At 62.9% G+C, this 23,319-nt stretch carries 16 protein-coding genes; 12 read left to right on the plus strand and 4 right to left on the minus strand.

Annotated elements, in window-relative coordinates; translation table 11 throughout:
• Window positions 1-27 precede the first annotated feature (27 nt).
• Window positions 28-1,227, plus strand: a complete 1,200-nt coding sequence (locus tag FA04_RS15190; protein ID WP_051659724.1) for an aminodeoxychorismate synthase component I — start codon at window positions 28-30, stop codon at window positions 1,225-1,227.
• A complete protein-coding gene (locus FA04_RS15195) occupies window positions 1,224-1,856 on the plus strand; it encodes an aminotransferase class IV family protein (RefSeq protein WP_034806101.1) in 633 nt (210 codons plus the stop codon). The genes FA04_RS15190 and FA04_RS15195 overlap by 4 nt, the downstream gene beginning before the upstream one ends.
• Here FA04_RS15195 and FA04_RS15200 read toward each other — a convergent pair.
• Complete coding sequence (locus FA04_RS15200) at window positions 1,821-2,771, minus strand: sensor domain-containing diguanylate cyclase (RefSeq protein ID WP_034806098.1); 951 nt, start codon at window positions 2,769-2,771, stop codon at window positions 1,821-1,823. The two genes, FA04_RS15195 and FA04_RS15200, sit on opposite strands and share 36 nt — an antisense overlap.
• A 148-nt stretch (window positions 2,772-2,919) precedes the next feature.
• Between FA04_RS15200 and FA04_RS15205 the strand changes: the two genes are divergently transcribed.
• The 8 genes from FA04_RS15205 (at window position 2,920) to FA04_RS15240 (ending at window position 12,476) form a co-directional block, all read left to right on the plus strand.
• Window positions 2,920-3,798, plus strand: coding sequence for a heme-dependent oxidative N-demethylase family protein (locus tag FA04_RS15205; RefSeq protein ID WP_034806095.1), 879 nt, complete (start codon window positions 2,920-2,922; stop codon window positions 3,796-3,798).
• Between the two features lie 191 nt (window positions 3,799-3,989).
• On the plus strand, window positions 3,990-5,441 hold the full coding sequence (locus FA04_RS15210) for a homospermidine synthase (RefSeq protein WP_034806092.1): 1,452 nt from the start codon (window positions 3,990-3,992) through the stop codon (window positions 5,439-5,441).
• A gap of 173 nt (window positions 5,442-5,614) precedes the next feature.
• Complete coding sequence (gene omp10, locus FA04_RS15215) at window positions 5,615-5,986, plus strand: outer membrane lipoprotein Omp10 (protein ID WP_034806089.1); 372 nt, start codon at window positions 5,615-5,617, stop codon at window positions 5,984-5,986.
• Between the two features lie 230 nt (window positions 5,987-6,216).
• Entirely contained in the window at window positions 6,217-8,091 is a 1,875-nt protein-coding gene (locus tag FA04_RS15220; protein ID WP_034806086.1) for a bifunctional metallophosphatase/5'-nucleotidase, read from the plus strand.
• A 122-nt stretch (window positions 8,092-8,213) separates the two neighbouring features.
• Window positions 8,214-9,251 (plus strand): ferrochelatase, encoded by a 1,038-nt coding sequence (gene hemH, locus FA04_RS15225; RefSeq protein WP_064817021.1) that lies wholly within the window; start codon window positions 8,214-8,216, stop codon window positions 9,249-9,251.
• Window positions 9,252-9,445: 194 nt separating this feature from the next.
• On the plus strand, window positions 9,446-10,444 hold the full coding sequence (locus FA04_RS15230; protein WP_089044972.1) for an SPFH domain-containing protein: 999 nt from the start codon (window positions 9,446-9,448) through the stop codon (window positions 10,442-10,444).
• A gap of 3 nt (window positions 10,445-10,447) precedes the next feature.
• A complete protein-coding gene (locus tag FA04_RS15235; protein ID WP_034786778.1) occupies window positions 10,448-10,918 on the plus strand; it encodes an NfeD family protein in 471 nt (156 codons plus the stop codon).
• A 94-nt stretch (window positions 10,919-11,012) separates the two neighbouring features.
• Window positions 11,013-12,476: an outer membrane beta-barrel protein gene (locus FA04_RS15240; protein WP_034786780.1), complete on the plus strand. Its 1,464-nt coding sequence runs from the start codon at window positions 11,013-11,015 to the stop codon at window positions 12,474-12,476.
• A gap of 78 nt (window positions 12,477-12,554) precedes the next feature.
• Here FA04_RS15240 and galU read toward each other — a convergent pair whose 3' ends face one another.
• A complete protein-coding gene (gene galU, locus FA04_RS15245; RefSeq protein ID WP_034786782.1) occupies window positions 12,555-13,442 on the minus strand; it encodes a UTP--glucose-1-phosphate uridylyltransferase GalU in 888 nt (295 codons plus the stop codon).
• A 398-nt stretch (window positions 13,443-13,840) separates the two neighbouring features.
• Between galU and FA04_RS15250 the strand changes: the two genes are divergently transcribed.
• Together FA04_RS15250 and FA04_RS15255 are read left to right on the plus strand one after the other, a co-directional pair.
• Window positions 13,841-15,061 carry a lytic murein transglycosylase gene (locus FA04_RS15250; protein WP_034786785.1) on the plus strand — a complete coding sequence of 407 codons (1,221 nt, stop codon included), beginning with the start codon at window positions 13,841-13,843 and terminating at the stop codon, window positions 15,059-15,061.
• A 133-nt stretch (window positions 15,062-15,194) separates the two neighbouring features.
• Window positions 15,195-16,445 (plus strand): SGNH/GDSL hydrolase family protein, encoded by a 1,251-nt coding sequence (locus FA04_RS15255; protein ID WP_051659087.1) that lies wholly within the window; start codon window positions 15,195-15,197, stop codon window positions 16,443-16,445.
• 87 nt (window positions 16,446-16,532) lie between these two features.
• Here FA04_RS15255 and FA04_RS15260 read toward each other — a convergent pair whose 3' ends face one another.
• Complete coding sequence (locus FA04_RS15260) at window positions 16,533-17,990, minus strand: glutamate synthase subunit beta (RefSeq protein WP_034786787.1); 1,458 nt, start codon at window positions 17,988-17,990, stop codon at window positions 16,533-16,535.
• Window positions 17,991-18,098: 108 nt separating this feature from the next.
• Window positions 18,099-22,823, minus strand: a complete 4,725-nt coding sequence (gltB, locus tag FA04_RS15265) for a glutamate synthase large subunit (protein ID WP_034786790.1) — start codon at window positions 22,821-22,823, stop codon at window positions 18,099-18,101.
• Window positions 22,824-23,319 lie beyond the last annotated feature (496 nt).

Consider the following 23,319-nt stretch of genomic DNA (forward strand, 5'->3'; position numbering starts at 1 on the left):
TCGCGGCGCGATCGACAAGACGACTTTATGAGCGACACTGCACCCTATGTGCTGTTCCGGGACGACAGCGAAAGCCGCACCACGGTTTTCGCATCGCCTTCGCGCGTCATAACGGCCCGCACGAAGGCCGATTTTGTCCGCGGCCTTGCCGAGCTTGAACGCGCGCACAAATCAGGCAAATGGATTGCCGGCTTCATGTCCTATGAGGCCGGCCATCTCTTCGAGGAGAAGCTCGAAGGCTTTGCCGAGGAAAATCGCAAGACGCCGCTGATGTCATTCGGCATCTTCGATGCGCCGAGCGAGGATCATCCCCTCTCCGAGCCGCAGCGGCGAACCGAGAACGAACCCTTCTTGAGCGAACCGCGCGCCAGCTGGGATTTCGATACCTACCGCGAACGTTTCGACCGCCTGCACCTGCATCTGCGAAAGGGCGATTGTTACCAGGCAAACCTGACGATGCCGATCCATGCCCGCTGGTCCGGCGACCCGCGCGCAGCCTTCTGGTCGCTGATCGACCGACAGCCGGTCAAGTACGGCGCGCTCGTCGCGCTCGACGGGCCAGTGCTCCTGTCGCGCTCGCCGGAGCTTTTCTTCCGAGTCGATGCGGACGGCTGGATCGAGACCCACCCGATGAAGGGCACGGCCAAGCGCGGCGCGTCGGCGCCGGAAGACGCCGAGATCATCGCCGCCATGCGCGCCGACGAAAAGACCCAGGCCGAAAACCGGATGATCGTCGATCTCCTGCGCAATGACATCTCGCGCATCAGCGAGGTCGGCACGCTTGATGTCCCGAAACTCTTCGACATCGAGACCTATCCGACCGTGCACCAGATGGTGAGCCACGTCCGAGCGAAGCTCCTGCCCGAGATCAGCCTCAAGGATATTTTCACGGCGCTCTTCCCCTGCGGCTCGATCACCGGGGCGCCGAAGATGCGCGCCATGGAAATCCTGCACGACCTGGAAGACGGTCCCCGCGACGCCTATTGCGGCGCCATCGGTTTCATCGCCCCGAACGGCGTGATGCGCTTCAGCGTCGCGATCCGGACGATATCGCTCTTCGAAAATGGCGATGCCGTCTTTAATGTCGGCGGCGGCATCGTCTTCGACAGCACCGCCCAGTCCGAATACGAAGAGTGCCTCCTGAAGGCCCGCTTTGCCGTTGGCGACGACAGGATCGCGCTCGGCGAAGGCGATGTCGCGCCCGCCGACGACGCGGTCGTCCGATGACGGATTTCTCGTTGATCGAAACCCTGCGCTACGAGCCCGAAGCCGGTTTCATCCGCCTGCGTCTGCACCTCGCCCGGCTGGTCCGATCCGCCCGTCGTCTCGGCATTTCGGGCGCCGATGGCGCGCAGGCCGCGCTGCTTGCAGCGGTCAAGGCCGGCGATGGCGGCGCCGCGCTTCGCGTTCGCCTCGAGCTCTTCCCGGACGGCCATATCGAGGTGAAGACCGCCCCCTTCGCGCCGCTCCCCCAAGATACGGTCTGGCGGGTACGGGTTGCCGGCACCCGGCTGAAGTCGGGCGATCCGCTGCTGCGCTACAAGACCAGTCGCCGCGCCGCCTATGAGGCAGCCCGCGGCGAGTTCGGCCCGAGCGAGGCCGACGAAGTTCTGCTTCTGAACGAGAAGGATGAGGTCTGCGAAGGCACGATCACCTCCGTCTTCCTCGACGACGGCAGCGGCATCCTCAAGACGCCACCGATCGCCTGCGGCCTGCTTGCCGGCGTGCTGCGTACCGAGCTCATCTGCCAGCGCCGCGCGCGAGTTGCGCGGCTTTCACTTAACGACCTCGCCCGCGGCGACCTTTATCTCGGCAACTCGTTACGGGGCCTGATCCGGGTGAACCTCCTGGTCTGAGCCGGGAAGCGTGTGGCGCCTGACCTGGTCCCGCCCATCGCGCTTGGCGAGATAGAGCGCCTGATCGGCGCGTGCATAGAGGTCGCTGACCGTGTCCCCGTCGCGATACTCCGCAACCCCGACCGAACAGGTGTAGAAGAACTCCGGGATGTTCTCGAGCGGGCGGGAATTGCGCACCCGTTCGAGCAGACGATCGAGAATGCGGTGGCCCTCGCTGATGGTGGTATCAGGCAGGATGAGCATGAATTCCTCGCCGCCAATCCGGCCGAAGCAGTCCGAACGGCGCACGAACTCCTGCATCTGGCGCGCAAAGTCGAGTAAAACCTCGTCGCCGCGCTGGTGGCCGTGGCGGTCATTGATCGCCTTGAAGTAATCGATATCGATGATCGCGACACAGCCCCACATATGCGGGTTCTCGGCGCAGTTGGCGATGAACTCGGTGAGACGCCCCATCGTGTAGCGGCGGTTGGGCACGCTCGTCAGCTCGTCGACCTGGGCGGCCCGAAGCGCAAAGTCGCGGTCCTGGCGCAGTTCCCGTTCTTCGGCATGGATCGTCGTGACGTCGACGGCGATGCACAGCATGCAGCCATCCGCATCCACCGTCTCCGTCATCCACAGCCAGCGACCGTCGTGCAGGTCTGTTTCCATGGCGCGGAACGGCACCTTGCCGCGCCGGTGCAATGTCGAGGCGATCCAGGCATCGATGTCTTCCGACTTCAGGATGGTGCCCTGTCCGGCGGCATGGTTCCGACGCATGATCTCTTCCCAGGTCGGGCTCTCGTCCGGACCGACATGGTAGGCCGCGCGAAACGCCGGATTGGCGAAGCGCAGTCGATCGTGCTGATCATAAAGTGCGATCAGCACGGGTGTTTTACTCTGTAGGGCCGCAAGAGCCTTGAGATGACTACCGGTCACGGTCTGTCACGCCTCCGGGAACTAATCAATTATGGCGCGAAGCGGATGCTTCTACCGTAGCTATAGCACGAACCGCTTGTGACAAGCGTTTCACCGTGCGAAACGATAGGGAATATGGTTAAATCGCAACCTAGACCGGTCGCTCCGCATGAAGCATACGCCTTACGACGGTTCTTCAAAACCTTTCACCATCGGCCTTGCCCAGCTCGACCCCGATCGCTGGATTGAGCCGGACGACCAGCTGCAGCACTATCTCTCCGAAAAGAAGCTGCTGCTTGCGCAAGCGCGCGGTACCGTGTTTGCCGCAGCCGACGGTACGCAGGACGCCCAGCGCGAACTGCTCGGCATTCTGGTCGACTACCTGCCGGCCGCCTACCCAGAGATCTACCGCCGCGACGGCGACAGCATGATCGTCGGCGGCGAGCCCGTGCCACTCGACGGCGATGATCCACTGGCCGTTTCAGGATCGCTTGTCCAGGACGATCTCGCCATCATGCAAAAGACCGACGACGGCTGGCGTCTCAACGCTGCCTATGTCGCCTTTCCCTCGTCCTGGTCGCTCGCCGAAAAATACGGCCGCACCATGAACGAGATCCATGGCCCCGTCCCGGGTTTCGAGCATGGCACCCGCAATGCCGAACTGATTGCCCGCATGTTCGACAACCTGCCGCCGGGTCGCTTCGTCGAGCGCTTCAACTGGGCGGTCAATGTCGACGGCGCGCTGCACCTGCCGAAATCGAAATCCGAAGGCATCGCCGCCGGTGCGATCGAGATGACCGAGGAGCGGACCTTCATCCGCATCGAACGGCAGACGCTGCGCAAGCTGCCTGAGACCGGTGCGCTCGTCTTCACTATCCGCATCTATTCGGACCCGCTGACGATGCTGCGCAAGCGGCCGGATGCCGCAGCCCTGGCCGCGTCCTTCGTCGAGCAGCTGCGCGCCCTGACCTTGCCGCAGGCCGCCTACAAGGGGCTTGTCAGCAAGCGGGACGGGCTGATTGAAGCACTTCTCACGATCGCCGGTTAAGCACAGACGCAAATAGCGGTTGACCCGCCGGCTCTTTATTGTGACAGCAATCTATGCTCTACAGCGCCGCGTGCCCCACGGGCATCGCGGCCGTCGGCACATTCATACGAGCCAGAACAGCGGCCACAGCCGCTTCCTCATGCTTAGTCACCCACCGCCACAGGGAAAGTTTTCTCAGGAGTAAGACAAAAATGGCAGATACCACCTATCCGGTTTATGGCGAGATCACCGGTCCGATCGTGATGATCGGTTTCGGTTCGATCGGTCGCGGCACCTTGCCGCTGATCGAGCGCCACTTCAAATACGACAAGAACCGGTTGATCGTGGTCGAGCCCCGTGAGGATGCTGCCGACAACGAGATCTTCGAACGCCATGGCGTTCGTCACGTTCGCGCGCATGTGACCAAGGACAACTACAAGGAACTGCTGAAGCCGCTTCTGACCGAAGGCGAAGGCCAGGGCTTCTGCGTCAACCTGTCGGTCGACACCGGCTCGCTCGACCTGATGAAGATGTGCCGCAAGCTCGACGTGCTCTACGTCGACACGGTCGTCGAGCCGTGGCTCGGCTTCTACTTCGACGCCGAAATGGACAATTCCGAGCGCACCAACTATGCGCTGCGCGAAACCGTGCGCAAGGAAAAGGAAAAGAACCCGGGCGGCACGACCGCGGTTTCCACCTGCGGCGCCAACCCCGGCATGGTCTCCTGGTTCGTCAAGCAGGGCCTCCTCAACCTCGCCAACGACCTTGGCGTGAAGTTCGAAGAGCCGCATCAGGACGACCGCGAAGGCTGGGCCAAGCTGATGAAGAAGGTCGGCGTCAAGGGCGTGCACATCGCCGAGCGCGACACCCAGCGCACCAAGAACCCGAAGCCGTTCAACACCTTCTGGAACACCTGGTCGGTCGAAGGCTTCATCTCGGAAGGCCTGCAGCCGGCCGAACTCGGCTGGGGCACCCATGAAAACTGGATGCCGAAGAACGCCAAGAAGCACAAGAAGGGTTGCAAGGCAGCGATCTATCTGGAGCAGCCGGGCGCCAACACCCGCGTGCGCAGCTGGTGCCCGACCCCCGGCCCGCAGTATGGCTTCCTCGTGACCCACAACGAGGCGATCTCGATCGCCGACTTCTTCACGGTTCGCGACAAGGAAGGCGAAGTCACCTATCGCCCGACCTGCCACTACGCCTACCATCCGGCCAACGACGCCGTTCTGTCGCTGCACGAAATGTTCGGCAACGGCGGCAACGCCCAGCCGGTGCACCACGTCCTTGACGAAAAGGAACTGGTCGACGGCGTCGACGAACTCGGCGTGCTGCTCTACGGCCACGACAAGAACGCCTACTGGTTCGGCTCGCGCCTGTCGCTCGAAGAAACCCGCCGCATCGCGCCTTACCAGAACGCGACCGGTCTGCAGGTCACTTCGGCTGTTCTTGCCGGCATGGTCTGGGCTCTCGAGAACCCGAAGGCCGGCATCGTCGAAGCCGACGAGATGGACTACAAGCGTTGCCTCGAAGTCCAACTGCCCTACCTCGGCCCGGTCGAAGGTCACTACACCGACTGGACCCCGCTCGACGGTCGCCCGGGCCTGTTCCCGGAAGACATCGACACCAAGGATCCGTGGCAGTTCAAGAACATCCTCGTTCGCTAAGCTGCTGAGACGTAAGCGCATCCGGCCCGGGACACGAACGTGCCCCGGGCCTTTTCATCTCTGGCGGAAAAGCCCGAGGCCGCGGCCTGCCGCTCTTGCTTTCAACTCATGATCGCGGCATGGTCTGCCGGAATGAAACAATCCGCTCGACCCAAACGCGGGGGAAATCGCCTATGAAGCCATTCGCCGTTCTGACCCTAATCGCAACCGCGGCCGCGCTTGCCTCCTGCCAGTCGTCGCCACGGATCATCGATGAGGGTGGGCAGCCGGCACGCCAGGCTTCGGGCGTCGAGGGCTCCTGGGTAGACCCGAACGGTATCGTCTCGACATTTGCCGGTGGTACCTTCTCCACGCGCACGACCGACACCAACCAGTTGCTCGCCTCGGGCAACTACGTCAAGACGAGCCCGACGCTTGTCGAGATCAATATGACCTCGCTGGTGCGCAACACCCAGTCGAAGGTCGCTTGCGCTCTGGTCACGCAGAACCAGCTCAACTGCACCACCGACGCCGGGGCACAGTTCTCGCTCGCGCGTCGCGGCTAAAACAGAAAACACGAAATTGCAAAAGCCTCCGTCCGGAGGCTTTTTTCGTTTGCGGGCCACGACTTAACCTTAACGGTAAACCCGACAACCAGGGCATGGTTTTAGCGCTTGAAGTCGCCTTCAAGTGATGAAAACATCCGGCCCGGCAAAGCCACCCCGACCGTGGGGACCGGATCCGTTTCGGCGGACCGGATGCGGTCGGGCGACAACCGGCAAAACAGGAGAACATCATGATCAGACACGTGCGGACCGGCCTGATGACCGCGTCCATTCTTGCCCTCTCCTCGGGCGCAGCCTTCGCCGATTATGAATTGAACATCCTGCATATCAACGACCTCCATTCCCGCATCGAATCGATCAACAAGTTCGATTCCACCTGCTCGGCGGAAGAGGAGGGCAAGAACGAGTGCTTCGGCGGCGTCGCGCGCCTCAAGGCCTTGATCGACCAGAAGCGCCAGGACCTCTCGGGCAAGAACGTGCTGCTGCTCAACGCCGGCGACAACTTCCAGGGTTCGCTGTTCTTCACCACCTACAAGGGCCTCGCGGAAGCCGAATTCCTCAACCTGATGAAGTTCGACGCGATGACCGTCGGCAACCATGAGTTCGACGAGAGCGAGGACGGCCTTGCCGGCTTCCTCGACAAGATCGCCTTCCCGGTCGTCACCGCCAACGTGCTGCCGAGCCAGAAGTCGAAGATCGGCGACCGCATCAAACCGTCGATCGTGCTCGATGTCGGTGGCCAGAAGGTCGGCATCGTCGGCGCGGTTGCCAACGACACGCCGGAGCTCTCTTCCCCCGGCCCGGACATCCTGATCGGCGACGACGTCGCCACCACCACGGCAGCCGTCGAGGAGCTGAAGAAGCAGGGCGTCGACAAGATCATAGCGCTCACCCATGTCGGCTATCCGCGCGACCTCGCGGCCATCGCCAAGATCCCGGATGTCGACGTCGTCGTCGGTGGCCACTCGCACAGCCTGCTGTCCAACACCGATGCAAAAGCCGAGGGTCCTTACCCGACGATGGTCGATAACCCAGGCGGCTACAAGGTTCCGGTCGTCCAGGCCGGCTCCTACACCAAATATCTTGGCGACCTCGTCGTTACCTTCGACGACAAGGGCGTGGTCAAGGCTGCCAAGGGCGATCCGATCCTGGTCGACAGCTCGGTCAAGCCGGATGAGGCCGTGCTCGCCCGCGTCGCCGAACTCGGCAAGCCGATCGAAGAGCTGCGCTCGAAGATCATCGCCAAGACCGAAGCACCGATCGACGGCTCGCGCGAGAATTGCCGCACCAAAGAGTGCGAAATGGGCAGCCTGCTCACCGACGCCATGCTCGACCGCGTCAAGGGCCAGGGTGTGACCATCGCCATCACCAACGGCGGCGGCCTGCGCGCCTCCATCGATGCCGGCGACGTTTCGATGGGCGAAGCCATTACGGTCCTGCCGTTCCAGAACACGGTTGCGACCTTCCAGATGAAGGGCGACGGCATTCGTGAAGCCCTGGAAAACGGTCTCAGCAAGCTCGAAGAAGGCGGCGGCCGTTTCCCGCAGGTGGCCGGCATGAAGTTCTCCTTCGACAAGTCGAAGCCGGTCGGCAGCCGCGTCGTCTCGGTCGAGGTGAAGGAAGGCGAGGCCTACGTCCCGCTCGATCCGGCCAAGACCTATTCGCTCGTCACCAACAACTACATGCGCAATGGCGGCGACGGCTACGACGTCTTCAAGGAGAAGGGTGAAAACGCCTACGACTACGGTCCGGGCCTCGAAACCGTGCTTGCCGACTACCTTGCCGCCCACCAGCCGTTCAAGCCCTATACCGACGGCCGCATCACCGAGGTCGCTTCGGCGGCCGGTGCGGCAACGGCCGAGCCGGCGGCGGACGCAAAGCCTGCTGCCGACGCCACGGCAGCCCAGCCGGCGGCAACGGCCGGCGGCACGGCGGCAGCGAGCGGCCCGCAGAAGCACGTGATCACCAAGGGCGACACGCTCTGGGATCTCGCCAAGGCCTTCTACGGCGAAGGCGCGCTCTGGAAGAAGATCTCCGACGCCAACGGCAAGCCGGCGCCGCGCCACCTGCATGTCGGCAAGGAACTGGAGATTCCGGCAAAGTAAGACAATTTGCCTCTACTTTCAGAGCCGGCGCGGCTTCCCCGCGCCGGCTTTTCTTTTTAGAAGGACTGGAAACCGAAGGAACGAAAGCGGCGTCCCGATACGGGGACCCGACGAGGATGAAGATGACCGATCAGCTTGCCGTGACCACCCCTGCCAACCACCCGTCCGTCAAATCCGGAAAGGTCGGTATCCTGCTGGTCAATCTCGGCACGCCTGATGGCACCGACTACACCTCGATGCGCCGCTACCTGAAGGAGTTTCTGACCGACCGCCGGGTGATCGAGTGGTCGCGACTGTTCTGGTACCCGATCCTGTTCGGCATCGTGCTCAACACCCGCCCCGGCAAGGTCGGCAAGGCCTATGAGACGATCTGGAACAGGGACTTGAACGAAAGCTACCTCCGGACCTACACCCGCAACCAGTCCGAACTGATGGCGAAGTCCTTCGCCGACCAGCCTAACGTCATCGTCGACTGGGGCATGCGCTACGGCCAGCCGTCGATCGCCTCGCGCATGGACGCACTGCAGAAGGCCGGCTGTGAACGCATTCTCGTCTTCCCGCTCTATCCGCAATATGCCGCCGCCACCACCGCCACCGTTAATGACAAGGCCTTCGAGGCGCTTCTGAAGATGCGCTGGCAGCCGGCACTGCGCACCGTTCCGCCCTACCACGACGATCCCGTCTACATCGACGCTCTGGCAACCTCGATCGAGCGTCACCTGGCGACGCTCGACTGGGAGCCGGAGGTGGTTCTGACCTCCTTCCACGGCATTCCGAAGAGCTATTTCGACAAGGGCGATCCCTACTACTGCCAGTGCCAGAAGACCGCGCGGCTTTTGCGCGAAAAGCTCGGCTGGTCGAAGGAGAAGCTGCAGGTCACCTTCCAGTCGCGCTTCGGGCCTGAGGAATGGCTGCAGCCCTATACCGACAAGACGGTCGAAAAACTTGCGCAGGACGGTGTCAAGCGCATTGCCGTCCTCAACCCGGGCTTCGTCTCCGACTGTCTGGAAACGTTGGAAGAGATCGCCGAGCAGGCGGCCGAAAGCTTCCATCACAATGGCGGCGAGAAGTTCACCCACATCCCCTGCCTGAACGACAGCGCCGAAGGCATGGCCGTGCTCGAACACGTCGTGCGCCGGGAGCTTGCCGGCTGGCTTTAATCGTCCCATCACCCCACTTGAACGGCGCGCTGGCCGCCAACTCAGGATGAAGGAGCCGCGCTCTTGCCCACCGGCGAGCGCGGCAATCTAACATTTTGAATTTACGCGCAATCCGCGGAAAAGCGATTCCGAAGGGAAACGGAATACGCTAGACTGCAGCCACAGGTCGAGATTGCAATTTAAGGGGGTAAGTCTTGGGCGGAATGGATATCGTCGTCATTGGCTTCGTGGTGCTCATCATCCTGGTCCTCTTCATGGGGATCAAGACGGTGCCGCAGGGCTACCGCTATACGATCGAGCGCTTCGGTCGCTACACCAAAACGCTGGAGCCGGGCCTCAATCTGATCGTGCCGTTCATCGACCGCATCGGCGCCAAGATGAACGTGATGGAACAGGTGCTCGACGTTCCGACCCAGGAAGTCATCACCAAGGACAATGCCAGCGTTTCGGCCGATGCCGTCGCCTTCTATCAGATCCTGAATGCGGCGCAGGCCGCCTACCAGGTGGCGCATCTGGAAAACGCCATCCTCAACCTGACGATGACCAACATCCGCTCGGTCATGGGTTCGATGGACCTCGACGAACTGCTCTCCAACCGTGATACGATCAACGACAGGCTGCTGCACGTCGTCGACGAAGCTGCCAGCCCCTGGGGCATCAAGATCACCCGCATCGAGATCAAGGATATCGCCCCGCCGAAGGATCTCGTCGATGCCATGGCGCGCCAGATGAAGGCCGAGCGCGAGAAACGCGCGCAGGTGCTCGAAGCCGAAGGCGCCAGAAACGCCCAGATCCTGCGCGCCGAAGGCGCCAAGCAGTCGGCGATCCTGCAGGCCGAGGGCCAGCGCGAAGCGGCGTTTCGTGACGCCGAAGCGCGCGAGCGCCTGGCCGAGGCAGAGGCGAAGGCAACCAAGATGGTCTCCGAGGCCATTGCGGCCGGCGACGTGCAGGCGATCAACTACTTCGTCGCCCAGAAGTACACCGAGGCACTCGCCTCGATCGGCACCGCCAACAACCAGAAGATCGTGCTGATGCCGATGGAAGCTTCCGCGCTGATCGGTTCACTCGGTGGCATCGGCGCCATCGCCAAGGAAGTCTTTGGCGACAGCCAGACGGCGCCAGCGACCCGCCCGCGCCAGTCGACGCCGCGCACCACGCCGGCTTTCCCGACCGATCCCGCGCAAGGGAAGTAGACGATGATCGAACGCGCCATTCAAGAACTCGGGCCCTGGAGCTGGTGGGTTCTGGGCTTCGTGCTTCTCGCCGCCGAGCTCATCGCCCCCGGCGTGTTCCTGATCTGGATCGGTGTCGCCGCCTTGGCAGTCGGCATCCTCTCCCTCATGCTTTGGGAGGTCGGCTTCTGGACGTGGCAGGTCCAGCTCGTGCTGTTCGCGCTGCTCTCGGTGGCGGCCGTTCTCCTTGGCCGCCGCTTCGTTCTCTCCACATCCGAGACCACCGACGAGCCGCTTTTGAACCAGCGCGCCGAAAGCCTCGTCGGCCGCACCGCGGTCCTGGAAAAACCGATCGCCGAAGGCCGAGGGCGCATCCGGCTCGACGACACGTTCTGGGTCGTTGAGGGACCGGACCTGCCGGCCGGTACAAGAGTGCGCGTCGTTTCCACCCACGGCCGCAACCTGACCGTCGAAAGTGTAACCGCAAGCGGCTGATGCCACGACGTTTTTTCCGTTTGGAAACGATTGATTAACCACGTCGCTTTACGGTTGCGAAAGGATTGCAATCAGGCTCGTGGACAAACGGCATATGGTGCCAGGCTCATCTCGCTCGATCAAAGGAGGCGCGCGGCGTTCGACGTCGCTGGCGTTGCTGCTGGCCGGCACGGCGATGCTTGCCCCCGCATCCTTGAACGCCCAGACCGCCACGACCGCTCCCGCCACCGCTCCGACGACGACCACCTATGGCGCGGGCACAGCGCCTTCAGCCGTTCCGGCCGCGACGCCCGCAATCACCGATCCGCAGACCACCGGCGCCGTCAGCGCTGACGACCCGACCCCGGCCTCTAACGAGGATTACCTTCGCCTGAACCAGCGCGAGCCGACGATCGACGGTCTGCGGTTGCGGACCGACAACCCCGAATACGATCGCGCCCCGGGCATCCGAATCGGCACCTTCACGCTGCGCCCCAGCGTCAGCGAGACCATCAACCACGAATGGCGCAAGGACGGCGACACCAAGACCAACCGCGGCTATCTCGAAACCGGAATCCGCGGCACCTTGACCTCGGACTGGTCGCGGCATCAGCTGACCGTCACCGGCGAAGGCGTGTTGCAGAACAACATCTCCGGCGAGGGCGAGGAAGAGCCCCGCGCCAATGTCGATGCGGAACTGCGGCTCGATCTCTGGGACGAAACGATCGCCCGTCTGCGCGCCGGCTACAGTTTCGAGCGCGAGGACGCCGACGACCCGAACGCGATCTCCAACGCCAAAAACCAGTCCGCGGTCAACACCTACCGCCTCGGCGCGGCCGTTGAGCGTGATTTCGGTCTGATCCGCGGCTCGGTCGGCATCGATTTCGACCGGCGCACCTATGGTGATGTCGAACTCGAAAACGGCACGAACCTTTCGGTCAAGTATCGAAACCGCAACACCGGTGTGCTCACGGCCCGCGTCGGCTACGAACTGTCGCCGGCATTGATCCCGTTCCTCGAAGCCTCCGTCGGCAAGTCGCTCTACGATCTGCGCGAAGATCCGCTCGGTTTCGAACGCTCCTATCAGACCTATGCCGCACGCGGCGGTATCGAGCTCGACCTCGGCGAGAAACTCTATGGCGAGCTCGGCCTCGGCTACGAAACCTACAATTTCGAGGATGAACGGCTTGGCGAACTCCGCGGCCTGTCGGTCGATGGCCGCCTCAACTGGTCGCCGCAACGCGGCACCGACGTGCTCTTCGCCGTGTCGACCGACCTCAACCCGTCAACGACGCCCGGCGACGCTGGTTCGATCGACTACAACCTCACCAACATCATCACCCACCAGATGCGCTCGGATCTCGTCGCGCGCCTGACGAATAGCCTGACGCTGCGCAACTACCCCTCGAACGCCCGCTCGTCGGACGAGACCACCTGGCGCACCGGCGCCGGCCTCACCTACGACATCAACCGCTACCTGGCGCTGACGGGCGACGTCAGCTACGAGCGCACCACCCGCGATCAGGGCGACACCACCGACATCACCCGCGTCGGCGTCGGGTTGACGCTGCGCCGCTGAGGCAATCCCATTATCCAGATAAAAAAAGGCCGCGCCCGATGGACGCGGCCTTTCTTGCCTTCGAGAAGAGAAAGCCGATTACTTCAGGCTGCCGAGCAGGCTCTTCAGCGGGCCTTCGACGGTCGGACGGATATCGCCACGCTCGAGCGCGAAGGCGACGTTGGCCAGGATGAAGCCGTCCTTGGCGCCACAGTCGTAGGTATCGCCACGGAAGTGGTAAGCGGCGAACTGCTGGTTGTCGGAAAGCTTGAGCATGCCGTCGGTCAGCTGGATCTCGTTGCCGGCGCCGCGCTCCTGCTTTTCGAGAATCGGGAAGATCTCCGGCTGCAGGATGTAGCGGCCGTTGATGAAGAAGTTGGAGGGGGCAGTGCCCGGTGCTGGCTTCTCGACCATCTTGGTGATCTTGAAACCTTCGCCGACCTTGTCGCCGACGCCGACGATGCCGTATTTGTGCGCCTGGTCCGGCGCGCATTCCTCAACCGCGATGACGTTGCCGCCGCTCTGCTCATAGAGCTCGACCATGCCCTTCAGGCAGCCCTTCTCACCCTTCATGATCATGTCGGGCAGGAGCAGCGCGAAGGGCTCGTTGCCGACGAGTTCACGGGCGCACCAGACCGCGTGGCCAAGGCCGAGCGGCGCCTGCTGGCGGGTGAAGCTGGTGGTGCCGGCCTTCGGCAGGATGCCGTCGAGCAGCGCGATCTCGGCCTTCTTGTTGCGCTCGCGCAGCGTCTGGTCGAGCTCGACCTGAATGTCGAAATAGTCCTCGATGACAGCCTTGCTGCGTCCGGTCACGAAGATCAGATGCTCGATCCCGGCTTCCAGCGCTTCGTCGACCACATATTGAATGACCGGCTTGTCCACCACCGTCAGCATTTCCTTCGGCACGGCCTTGGTCGCCGGCAGGAAACGGGTGCCCAGTCCTGCGACCGGGAACACGGCTTTGCGGACTTTACGCTTGTCGGTCATCGATACCTCCTTGAAAGGATTTCACTCATAACTCTTGCCGAATGGTCCTGGACGTCAATCCGTCCCGAACCATACAGCGCTCCGTAATGGAGCCGCAATCTCTATGCCGTCAGCTGAACACAGCATGAACCGACGAAACAAATGCATATGCGAACTCCACGACCAAGGCTTGACATTTTCTGTGGCCGAAGACGCCACCACATTTTCATGGTAAAGGGTTTGTTGACCACGTTTCTGTAGATTCGTTGCAATCCGGCAATGCAACAAGCGCGGCCGGATCCGAAACAGGAGCCGCCGACGACTGCCCCCACCGTCCAGGCTGGCCCCAGACTGCCACCTTGCGGAGTGATTCGGGCCATGACGGCCGAAGCTCCGCAGAGAAACGGAACCGACAGCTGATGATCAGAAACCGCAGGACGTTTTTCCGTCATATCGCAGCCGCCCTCGTCCTATCCGCCGCCACGCTCGGCACCGCACCTGCGCGCGCCGATACCGGGTTCCAGAACTGGATCAACGAGTTTTACGCGACCGCCGCCCAGGCCGGCATCACCAAGTCAACCTACCGCCAGGCCTTTGCCGGCGTAAAGTCGCCCGACCAGACGGTGATCGACAAGGCCAACTACCAGCCGGAGTTCAAGCACAAGATCTGGGAATATATCGATTCCCGCGTGAACCCCTACACCAAGCGCGTCGGCCAGGAGATGGCGACCAAGCACGCCCGCACGCTGAACGCGCTGGAGAAACACTTCGGCGTCGACAAGACCATTCTTCTGGCCATCTGGTCGATGGAGTCCAACTACGGCGCAGTGCTGGAGAAGGATGACCGCCTGCACTACGTGCCGCGCGCGCTGGCAACCCTTGCCTATGCGGATCCGAAGCGGTCGAACTATGCCAAGAAGCAGCTGATCGCAGCACTCAAGATCCTGCAGAAGGGCGACATCACGCCGCGCGAGCTGACCGGCTCCTGGGCGGGTGCCATGGGCCACACCCAGTTCATCCCGACGAGCTACCTGCTCTATGCAGTCGATGCGGATGGAAACGGTCACCGCGACATCTGGAACTCCGTGCCGGACGCGCTGGCGACCGCCGCCAACCTCCTGAAGAAGAATGGCTGGCAACCGGGCGAGACCTGGGGCTACGAGGTCGCCCCGCCGGCAAATGCCGCGAAATATTCCGGCCAGACGAAGACGCTCAAGGAATGGGCGTCGCTCGGTTTTGCCCGGCCGAACGGCAAGGGCTTCCGCAACGGCAGCACCCGCGCCGAACTCAAGCTGCCGAGCGGGGGCCAGGGCCCCGGCTTCCTGATGACCAAGAACTTCTTCGTCATCAAGCGCTACAACGCCTCGGACAGCTACGCGCTTGGCGTCGGCCTGCTCGCCGACCAGATCGCCGGCTACCAGGGCATGCAGCAGCGCTGGCCGCGTCCGGACGGTTCGCTTGATATCAGCGAGAAGTTCGAGCTGCAGAACCGGCTGAAGGAGCTCGGCTACTACAGCGGCGAAGTCGACGGCAATTTCGGCTCCGGCTCCAAGGCCGCGATCCAGGCGTTCCAGTCGAAGAACGGACTGGCGCCGGACGGAGAGCCGACCCAGATGCTGCTGCGGGCGCTCCGCAACTAGCAGGTTCGAAACGGTTTCGCGATCTGAGTATCCGTGAGATACAATAGGGCAAGCGCGCTGCACCCCGTGCGGCGCGCTGAAACTTTTGCGCGGCAAGGCCGCCCGAATACGCGATGAACGGGGCAGAAAGCAGATGATCAGCAAACGCCGCAGGCAAGTTGGCCGAACGCCGTTCGGGATTGCGACGATCTGCATCGCCCTTGTGGCGATGCTCACCGTCAGCCTTTTTGCGAGCTTTGCCGAAGCGCAGGAACGGGTGCAGCGGCGCACTCTGTTCCAGATGCTTTTCGGCGGGCTGACCCGCGAACGGCCGACCTATGCAGATCGCGACTATTATCCCGAACAACCGCGCCCGAAGCGCCAGCGCCAGCCGCAGCAGCGACAGAAGGGCCAGGGCCAACAGAAGCAGAAGCCGAAGGTCGCCGACACCCCTGCCCCGGCGCCGGTGGTGGTGGAGAAAGCGCCAGATGCCAAGAAGGTGCTCGTCGTCGGCGACTTCATGGCCGGCAGCCTCGGCGACGGCTTGAAGACCGCCTTCGAGATGACGCCCGGCATCACCATCGAGACGCGGGCGAACGGCTCGTCCGGCCTCGTGCGCGAGGACTATTTCAATTGGCCGGGCACGCTGCCGGGCTATGTCGGCGACGTGAAGCCGTCGGTCATCATCATCAGCCTCGGCGCCAACGATCGCCAGCAGATGCAGATCGGCAGCACCAAGGAGAAGTTCCGCTCCGACCTTTGGACGGAAGAATATCGCAAGCGTGTCAACGCGCTGGCAGCCCTTGCGCGCAAGGAAAAGCTGCCGGTTCTCTGGGTCGGCATGCCGCCGTTCCAGTCGGCCGCGATGACCGCCGACATGGTCACCTTCAACGGCATCTATCGCGAGGAGATCGAGAAGGTCGGCGGACAGTTCGTCGACATCTGGGACGGCTTCGTCGATGAGGGCGGCAAGTTCGTTCTGACCGGCTCCGATATCAACGGCCAGCAGGTGCGCCTGCGCGGCGCCGACGGCGTCAACCTCACCAAGGCCGGCAAGCGCAAGCTTGCCTTCTACGTCGAGAAGGACATCCGTCGGCTGCTCGGCGATGCCGCCGCCACCGACAAGAACGTGCCGGGCGCCGACGAGCTCAAGGACCTGGTGGTGACCGCACCGCTCGGCAACGAGGATATCGTCAAGACCCAGCCGATCGGGCTGACCGATCCGGCGCTGGATGGCGCCGCGTCCCTGCTCGGCAGCGCCGCACCGGACAAGGGCAACGGCAAGAGCCCACGCGACCTGCTGGTTGGCAAGGGTGACGTCGCCGCCGCTCCGGCCGGCCGCGTCGATGACTTCCGCCTCTCGAAGCCAAACACGGTCATCAGCAAGCCGGTGATCCGCAACTAGGCCGACGATCCCCATTCAGCCTTCTGGCACACCATGAAAAAAGCCCCGCATCGCTGCGGGGCTTTTTTCATGCTTGGGAGTAATGCCTTAGCGCGGCAGCGTGGTCGAACCCATCAGCGCCTCGTCGATCGCACGTGCCGCCTGGCGGCCTTCGCGGATCGCCCAGACGACGAGCGACTGGCCTCGGCGCACGTCGCCGGCCGTCCAGAGCTTGTCGACCGAGGTCTTGTAGTCGCGCTCGTTGGCGACGACGTTGGTCGAGCCGCGGCGGTCGGTGTTGAGCGTCAGCTTGTCGCCGAGGTCCTTGATCACGCTGTTGGTGAAGGGACCACTGAAACCGATGGCGATGAAGGCAAGATCCGCCTTGATGATGAACTCCGTGCCGGCGACCGGCTTGCGGCGATCATCCACCTGGCAGCACTTCACGCCGGTCAGGTTGCCGTCCTCGTCGCCGATGAACTCAAGGGTCGCCACCTGGAACTCGCGGATGGCGCCTTCGGCCTGGCTCGAAGAGGTGCGCATCTTCGTCGCCCAAAACGGCCAGACGGCGAGCTTGTCTTCCTTTTCCGGCGGCTGCGGACGGATGTCGAGCTGGGTCACCTTGACGGCGCCCTGGCGGAAAGCGGTGCCGACACAGTCGGACGCGGTATCACCACCGCCGACGACGACGATATGCTTGCCGCCGGCAAGGATCGGCTGCGACGGCCAGCCGACGCTGTCGATGTTCTCGCGGCCGACGCGGCGGTTCTGCTGGACGAGATAGGGCATCGCGTCATGCACGCCGGCGAACTGGACGCCGGGGATGCCCGCGTCGCGCGGGGTCTCGGAGCCGCCGCAGTAGAGCACGGCGTCATGCTCGTCGAGCAGGCGCTGCATCGGAACGTCGACGCCGACATTGATGCCGCAGTGGAAAGTGACGCCTTCGCCGCGCATCTGGTCGACGCGGCGATCGATGAAGTTCTTCTCCATCTTGAAGTCCGGGATGCCGTAGCGCAGCAGGCCGCCGGGCTTGGTTTCGCGCTCGTAGACGTGCACCTCGTGGCCGGCGCGGGCAAGCTGCTGGGCCGCGGCCATACCGGCAGGTCCCGAGCCGATGATCGCGACCTTCTTGCCGGTCTTGGTGACGGCCGGCTGCGGCACGATATAGCCCATTTCATAGGCCTTGTCGGCGATCGCCTGTTCGACGGTCTTGATCGCGACCGGGGTGTCTTCGAGGTTCAGCGTGCAGGCTTCCTCGCACGGCGCCGGGCAGACGCGGCCGGTGAATTCCGGGAAGTTGTTGGTCGAATGCAGGTTGCGGATCGCCTCGTCCCAGTTGCCGTTGTAGACGAGATCGTTCCAGTCCGGGATCTGGTTGTGCACCGGGCAGCCGGTCGGGCCGTGGCAATAGGGGATGCCACAGTCCATGCAGCGAGCAGCCTGCTTCTGCACTTCCGGTTCTGACATCGGAATGGTGAATTCGCGAAAATGGCGGATGCGGTCGGACGCCGGCTGGTACTTTGCCACTTGCCGGTCGATCTCGAGAAATCCAGTTACCTTACCCATCGTTTCATCCTGAAAGCTGTGCGTCTGAACAGGCGCTTTTTGCGAGCGCGCGTGAGGGGCCCCCGAACCGATCTGTGATGAACCGGGAGCCTTGGTCACCGGGGCCTCCTATTCGGCCGCCTCTGCCATTTTCATGCGTTCCATATCCTCGAGCGCACGGCGGTACTCGACCGGCATGACCTTGCGGAATTTCGGCCGATAATCCGTCCAGTGATCGAGGATCTCCTTCGCCCGGGGCGAACCCGTGTGGTGAAGGTGGTTGGAGATGAGCTGATAAAGCCGCTCCTCGTCGTGGCGCGTCATGTCGCCCGACACGTCGACCATGCCCTTGTGCATGATGTCGCCGCCGTGGTGGTGCAGCTTCTCCAGCATGTCGTCCTCTTCCGGAACCGGTTGCAGCTCGACCATCGCCATGTTGCAGCGACGGGCGAAATCGCCTTCCTCGTCGAGCACATAGGCGACACCGCCCGACATGCCGGCCGCAAAGTTGCGCCCCGTTCCGCCGAGCACGACGACGACGCCGCCGGTCATGTATTCGCAGCCGTGGTCACCCACGCCCTCGACGACCGCGACCGCGCCGGAGTTGCGCACTGCGAAACGTTCGCCGGCAACGCCGTTGAAGTAGCACTCGCCCGAGATCGCGCCGTAAAGCACGGTGTTGCCGACGATGATCGATTCTTGCGGAACGATCGTCGCATTTTCCGGCGGCCGGACAATGATGCGACCGCCCGAAAGACCCTTGCCGACATAGTCGTTACCGTCACCCACGAGATCGAAGGTGATGCCGCGTGCGAGGAACGCGCCGAAGGACTGGCCAGCCGTGCCCTTGAGGGTCACGTGGATGGTGTCGTCCTTCAGGCCCTTGTGGCCCCAGCGCTTGGCAAGAGCACCGGCAAGCATCGCGCCGGCCGAACGGTCGACGTTCTTGATCTCGGCTTCGATCTTGACCGGAGCCTTGGTTTCGAGCGCGACCGCCGCTTCCTTGATCAGCTTGCGATCGAGAACATCGTCGATCGGGTGCTGCTGGCGCGTGGTCCAGTAGGTCTCTTCCTTTTTGGCTTCCACCTTGTGGAAGATCTTCGAGAAGTCGAGGCCGTTGGCCTTCCAGTGCGCAAGCGCACTGTCCTTTTCGAGCAGTTCCGAAGCGCCGACGATGTCGTTGAGCTTCCTGACGCCGAGCGACGCCAGGATCTCGCGCACTTCCTCGGCCACGAAGAAGAAGTAGTTGATGACGTGCTCGGCCGTGCCCTTGAAGCGCTTGCGCAGCACCGGATCCTGGGTCGCAACGCCGACGGGACAGGTGTTGAGGTGGCACTTGCGCATCATGATGCAGCCGGCGGCGATCAGCGGTGCGGTGGCGAAGCCGAATTCGTCGGCACCGAGCAGCGCGCCGATGATGACGTCGCGACCGGTCTTCAGACCACCATCGACCTGAAGGGCGACGCGCGAACGCAGGCCGTTCAGCACCAGCGTCTGCTGGGTCTCGGCAAGACCGATTTCCCAGGGGCTGCCTGCGTGCTTCAGCGAGGTGAGCGGCGAAGCGCCGGTACCGCCGTCGAAGCCGGCGACAGTGATATGGTCGGCACGCGCCTTGGCAACGCCGGCGGCAACCGTGCCGACGCCGACTTCCGAGACGAGTTTGACCGAAACGTCGGCTTCCGGATTGACGTTCTTCAGATCGTAGATCAGCTGCGCCAGGTCTTCGATCGAGTAGATGTCATGGTGCGGCGGCGGCGAAATCAGGCCGACGCCCGGGGTCGAATGCCTAGTCTTGGCAACCGTCGCATCGACCTTGTGGCCGGGCAGCTGCCCGCCTTCACCGGGCTTGGCCCCTTGCGCCACCTTGATCTGCAGCATATCGGCATTGACCAGGTACTCGGTGGTCACGCCGAAGCGGCCGGACGCGATCTGCTTGATCGCCGAGCGTTCCGGGTTCATCGAACCATCGGGCAGCGGCAGGTAGCGGTCGCTTTCCTCGCCCCCTTCGCCGGTGTTCGACTTGCCGCCGATCCGGTTCATGGCAATCGCCAGCGTCGTATGTGCCTCGCGGCTGATCGAGCCGAAGGACATGGCCCCGGTCGAGAAGCGCTTGACGATATCGACGGCCGGTTCGACCTCGTCGACCGAGATCGGCTTGCGGCCAAGGGCTTCGGCGCTCTTGATCGTGAACAGGCCACGGATGGTGTTCATGCGCAGCGCCGAGTTGTTCACCATCTCGGCGAACTCGCGGTAGCGGTCCTCTGCGTTGCCACGAACGGCGTGCTGCAGCGAGGCGATCGCGTCCGGCGTCCAGGCATGGCTTTCGCCGCGCATGCGGAAGGCATATTCGCCACCGATATCGAGCGAGTTGGCGAGAACCGGGTCGGCGCCGAAGGCCGCCTTGTGGCGGGCGACGGTTTCGGCGGCGATCTCTTCGAGGCCGATGCCTTCGATCGTCGTCGCCGTGCCGAAGAAGAACTGGTCGACAAGCTTCGACGACAGGCCGACGGCGTCGAAGATCTGCGCGCCACAATAGGACTGGTAGGTCGAGATGCCCATCTTGGACATGACCTTGAGGATGCCCTTACCGACGGCCTTGATGTAGCGGTAGACCACTTCGCTGCCGTCGACTTCCTTGGGGAACTCGCCACGCTTGTGCATGTCGGTGAGCGTATCGAAGGCGAGATAGGGGTTGATCGCCTCGGCGCCGTAGCCGGCGAGCAGGCAGAACTGATGCACTTCGCGCGGTTCGCCGGATTCAAGCACGATGCCGACCGACGTGCGCAGACCCTTGCGGATCAGGTGGTGGTGCACGGCCGCGGTCGCGAGCAGCGCCGGGATAGCCACGCGGTCCGGTCCGACCTGGCGGTCCGACAGAACGATGATGTTGTAGCCGCCCTTCACCGCCGCTTCCGCACGTTCGCAGAGCCGGTCGAGCATTTCCGGCATGCCTTCGGCGCCGCGCGAAATGTCATAGGTAAAGTCGAGCGTCTTGGTGTCGAAACGATCCTCGGTGTGACCGATCGAGCGGATCTTTTCGAGATCGCCGTTGGTTAGGATCGGCTGGCGCACCTCGAGCCGCTTGGCATGCGCCATGCCCTCGTGGTCGAGGATGTTCGGACGCGGACCGATGAAGGAGACGAGGCTCATCACCAGCTCCTCGCGGATCGGGTCGATCGGCGGGTTGGTGACCTGCGCAAAGTTCTGCTTGAAATAGGTGTAAAGCAGCTTGCGCTTGTCCGACATCGCCGAGATCGGCGTGTCGGTGCCCATCGAGCCGATCGCTTCCTGGCCGGTCGTCGCCATCGGCGACATCAGGATCTTGGTGTCTTCGAGCGTGTAGCCAAAGGCCTGCTGGCGATCGATCAGGGAAACGTCACGGCGGAGCGCACGCGGCTCCACCGGCTTCAGCTCCTCGAGGATCAGCTGGGTGTCTTCGAGCCACTTGCTGTAGGGGTGCTTTTGCGCGAGCGAGGACTTCACCTCCTCGTCGGAGATGATGCGGCCCTGTTCCATATCGATGAGCAGCATCTTGCCCGGCTGCAGGCGCCACTTCTTGACGATCTTGTCTTCGTCGACCGGCAGCACGCCGGCTTCCGACGCGAGGATGACGCGGTCGTCCGAGGTGACGATGTAGCGGGCCGGACGCAAACCGTTGCGGTCGAGCGTCGCACCGACCTGGCGACCGTCGGTAAAGGCGACAGCTGCCGGACCGTCCCACGGCTCCATCAGCGCTGCGTGGTATTCGTAGAACGCCTTTCGCTCAGGCGACATCAACTGGTTGCCGGCCCACGCCTCGGGGATCAGCATCATGACGGCATGCGACAGCGAATAGCCGCCCTGCACCAGGAACTCGAGTGCGTTGTCGAAGCAGGCGGTGTCCGACTGGCCTTCGTAGGAGATCGGCCAGAGCTTGGAGATGTCGTCGCCGAAGAGCGGCGAGGAAACCGAGGCCTGGCGCGCTGCCATCCAGTTGACGTTGCCGCGCAGCGTGTTGATTTCGCCGTTGTGGGCGACCATGCGGTAGGGATGGGCGAGCTTCCACGACGGAAACGTGTTGGTCGAGAAGCGCTGGTGAACGAGCGCCACCGCACTTTCGAAGCGCGGGTCGGACAGATCCTTGTAATAGGCGCCGACCTGGTAAGCGAGGAACATGCCCTTGTAGACGATCGTCGAGGACGACAGCGACACGGGGTAGAAGTTGCTCTCCTCGCCCTTGTATTCGTCATAGATGCGGTTGGAGATCACCTTGCGCAGCGTGAAGAGACGGCGCTCGAACTCCGGGTTCGTGGCGGCGTCACGGCCGGCACCGATGAAGATCTGGACATGGCGCGGCTCGGTCGCGGCGATTTCCGGCGCCTTCGACAGCGACGCGTTGTCGACGGGCACGTCGCGGTAGCCGATGAGCACCTGGCCCTCTTCGGTGACGACGTCCTTGATCACCTGCTTGAAGTGTTCGACGAGCGCATCGTCCTGCGGCATGAAGATGTGGCCGACGGCATATTCGCCCGCCTTCGGCAGGGTGATGCCCTGCTTGGCCATCTCCTCGCGGAAGAAACGGTCGGGAATCTGCACGAGGATGCCCGCGCCATCTCCCATCAGCGGGTCGGCGCCGACGGCACCACGGTGCGTCAGGTTTTCGAGCATGAAGAGGCCATCGCGCACGATCTGGTGCGACTTCTGACCCTTCATATGGGCGACGAAGCCGACACCGCAGGCGTCATGTTCGTTGCGCGGATCGTAGAGCCCCTGTTTTCGCGGCAGGCCAGTCGGGAATGCGGGCGTTTTTTCAGCCGTCGCAACGCTGTGTGCGAGGTTGAGCCCAGATTGCTGTGATGGCGAATGATCCGTCATCGTTTTCCCTCCTGTTGAACCCGGCACCGCCGGGCATGGCACCGCCCGCGCATGACTCTTCGTTGCGTGCAAAGACACGCCGAAAAGCCGGGGCACTCATCGTCTCATGATCCTGATCAGGTCGCAAATAAGCACGGCATCATCAGGCACTGATGTCTGCGACCATCCTGACGGCAGGCGATAACAACCGGATGAAATCCGGCCAATCCTCCCGCTTCGCACGCCGGATGCCACTTTTTTAGGCACTCACGGCGATTGTTCCGGTCCCTAGACCGAAATAGGACAGCAAACCTGTCCTATTTCATGTGCTCTATGCCAGAAACCACCCCCCTCTGCAAGAGGCATATCAGCAAATAATGGAGAAGATTTTGCCGAACATTGCCGGAAATTTCCGGCTTTTATAATTAAATTACGGCATATCGTCGTTTTCTTCATTTTGGTTTCAAACTGGTCTCCTGTTGGCCTTTCGGCCGCTGACCGTGATTGATCCGGCTAT

The organism is Ensifer adhaerens (assembly GCF_000697965.2).
In the GTDB taxonomy this organism is placed as follows: Bacteria; Pseudomonadota; Alphaproteobacteria; order Rhizobiales; family Rhizobiaceae; genus Ensifer; species Ensifer adhaerens.

What these genes read in the sequence shown, in the direction of transcription:
- FA04_RS15195 (WP_034806101.1), top strand. Translation starts at nt 1,224, where the DNA reads ATGACGGATTTCTCGTTGATCGAAACCCTGCGCTACGAGCCCGAAGCC.
- FA04_RS15260 (WP_034786787.1), bottom strand. Translation starts at nt 17,990, where the DNA reads ATGGGTAAGGTAACTGGATTTCTCGAGATCGACCGGCAAGTGGCAAAG.
- FA04_RS15240 (WP_034786780.1), top strand. Translation starts at nt 11,013, where the DNA reads ATGGTGCCAGGCTCATCTCGCTCGATCAAAGGAGGCGCGCGGCGTTCG.
- hemH (WP_064817021.1), top strand. Translation starts at nt 8,214, where the DNA reads ATGACCGATCAGCTTGCCGTGACCACCCCTGCCAACCACCCGTCCGTC.
- FA04_RS15210 (WP_034806092.1), top strand. Translation starts at nt 3,990, where the DNA reads ATGGCAGATACCACCTATCCGGTTTATGGCGAGATCACCGGTCCGATC.
- FA04_RS15205 (WP_034806095.1), top strand. Translation starts at nt 2,920, where the DNA reads ATGAAGCATACGCCTTACGACGGTTCTTCAAAACCTTTCACCATCGGC.
- omp10 (WP_034806089.1), top strand. Translation starts at nt 5,615, where the DNA reads ATGAAGCCATTCGCCGTTCTGACCCTAATCGCAACCGCGGCCGCGCTT.
- gltB (WP_034786790.1), bottom strand. Translation starts at nt 22,823, where the DNA reads ATGACGGATCATTCGCCATCACAGCAATCTGGGCTCAACCTCGCACAC.
- FA04_RS15255 (WP_051659087.1), top strand. Translation starts at nt 15,195, where the DNA reads ATGATCAGCAAACGCCGCAGGCAAGTTGGCCGAACGCCGTTCGGGATT.
- FA04_RS15220 (WP_034806086.1), top strand. Translation starts at nt 6,217, where the DNA reads ATGATCAGACACGTGCGGACCGGCCTGATGACCGCGTCCATTCTTGCC.
- FA04_RS15250 (WP_034786785.1), top strand. Translation starts at nt 13,841, where the DNA reads ATGATCAGAAACCGCAGGACGTTTTTCCGTCATATCGCAGCCGCCCTC.
- galU (WP_034786782.1), bottom strand. Translation starts at nt 13,442, where the DNA reads ATGACCGACAAGCGTAAAGTCCGCAAAGCCGTGTTCCCGGTCGCAGGA.
- FA04_RS15235 (WP_034786778.1), top strand. Translation starts at nt 10,448, where the DNA reads ATGATCGAACGCGCCATTCAAGAACTCGGGCCCTGGAGCTGGTGGGTT.
- FA04_RS15190 (WP_051659724.1), top strand. Translation starts at nt 28, where the DNA reads ATGAGCGACACTGCACCCTATGTGCTGTTCCGGGACGACAGCGAAAGC.